Origin of the sequence: Segeticoccus rhizosphaerae (assembly GCF_009192725.1) — a bacterium.
Classification (GTDB): Bacteria; Actinomycetota; Actinomycetes; order Actinomycetales; family Dermatophilaceae; genus Segeticoccus; species Segeticoccus rhizosphaerae.
In genome coordinates, this window is record NZ_VOHR01000543.1 from 1 (window position 1) to 1,478 (window position 1,478).

General features: G+C 76.0%; 2 protein-coding genes. One reads left to right on the top strand and one right to left on the bottom strand.

The features are described 5' to 3' along the window. Positions 1 to 11 precede the first annotated feature (11 nt). Positions 12 to 734 carry a TIGR03089 family protein gene (locus FRW57_RS21480; RefSeq protein ID WP_238384742.1) on the bottom strand — a complete coding sequence of 241 codons (723 nt, stop codon included), beginning with the start codon at positions 732 to 734 and terminating at the stop codon, positions 12 to 14. Between the two features lie 63 nt (positions 735 to 797). Between FRW57_RS21480 and FRW57_RS21485 the strand changes: the two genes are divergently transcribed. Further along, positions 798 to 1,478: DNA-3-methyladenine glycosylase family protein (locus FRW57_RS21485; RefSeq protein ID WP_420853281.1), on the top strand; the 681-nt coding region annotated here is incomplete at its 3' end.

Below are 1,478 nucleotides of genomic sequence, written 5' to 3' on the forward strand. Positions count from 1 at the left end.
GGGCGAGCCGGTCAGCCGACCAGGTCGAGCGTGACGCCCTCCGCGGCGAGCCGGTCCGGCATCAACGCGGGATCGGGGGAGCGCACCAGCACCACCGAGCCGCCCGCCGCCCAGGCGGACAGCGCGTCGAGCAGCACCTCGGGTGACGACCCGTCGAGATTGACGCGCGCCCCGGCCGGCCAGTCCCGCTCACGCACCACCGTGTCGTATGCCGTGTGCTCACCGCGCCCATCGGCGCCCCTGCCTGCCCACGCCACCTGCGCGGGTGGCGCCTCGGCGTACGGGCTGAACCGGTCGCCATACGTGGACAGCTCGCGGGCCTCGTCCATCGCGCCGGCGGGCAGAGGCCCCGGGTGTGCGCGGGCCAGCGCCGGGAGGGTCACGACCACCAGGTCGGCGTCGGTGCTGGCCTGGTCGTCGTCGGTGACCAGCACGTCGTGCGGCAGGTCGAGGTCGGTGCTGAGGGTGGCGCCGACCGACCAGGTGGCGAGGGCCCAGTAGACGGCGCGCCAGTGGGCCAGCGGGAGGGAGAGCGCCACGGTGCTGCCGGGGCCGGCGTCGAACTCGTCCTGCAGGGCGTTCGCTGCCTTGGCGACCCAGTTGGCGATCACCTTGGCCGACAGCTCGATCCGCTCCCCGCGGGTGGGGCCTTCCGTGTCGTCGTAGAAGGTCAGGCGCGGACGCGTGGGATCCGACGTGAGCAGGTCGGCGAGGACGGAGGCTGGGGTGGGCACGGGGCCAGCGTAGGTCGCAGGCGCGGTTGCCCGTCCGTCCGGTGCAGATGGCATCCTCGTGGCATGCCTGACGTCGCCGAGGTGCGCCGCCGCACCTGGGTCCCGGGGCGGCCGGTCGACGTGCTCGCCACCCTGGGTCCGCTGCGGCGTGGTGCCCACGACCCGACCTGGCGCGTCGACCCGGACGGCACCCTCTGGAGGGGTGTGCGCACACCGGAGGGCCCGGCCACCCTGCGGCTCTCGAGCCGGCCCGCTCTGGGGGAGGTCGCCGCGAGTGCGTGGGGTCCCGGCGCCACCTGGCTGCTCGACTCCCTTCCGGCGTTGCTCGGGGCGGGCGACGACGTGTCGGGGTTCGTGCCCCGCCACCCGCGCGTCGTGGCGGCGGGCCGGATGTTCTCCGGCTGGAGGGTGCCGCGGACCGGGTTGGTGGTCGAGGCGCTCGTCCCGACGGTGCTGGAGCAGAAGGTCACCGGGCAGGAGGCCTACTCGGCCTGGCGCCGCCTCGTCCGCCGGCACGGGGAACCCGCTCCGGGGGCGGAGGGCCGGCTCTGGGTGGCCCCGGCGGCAGTGACGTGGGGGCGGATCCCGTCGTGGGCCTGGTTGCAGGCCGGTGTCGACGGGGCCCGCTCTGCGACGGTGGTGCGCTCGGTCAGGGCCGCCGGGCGGCTCGAGGAGTGCGTGGACCTCGACCGGGTCTCGGCCCGGCGGCGGCTGCGGGCGGTGCCGGGCGTCGGGGTGTGGACG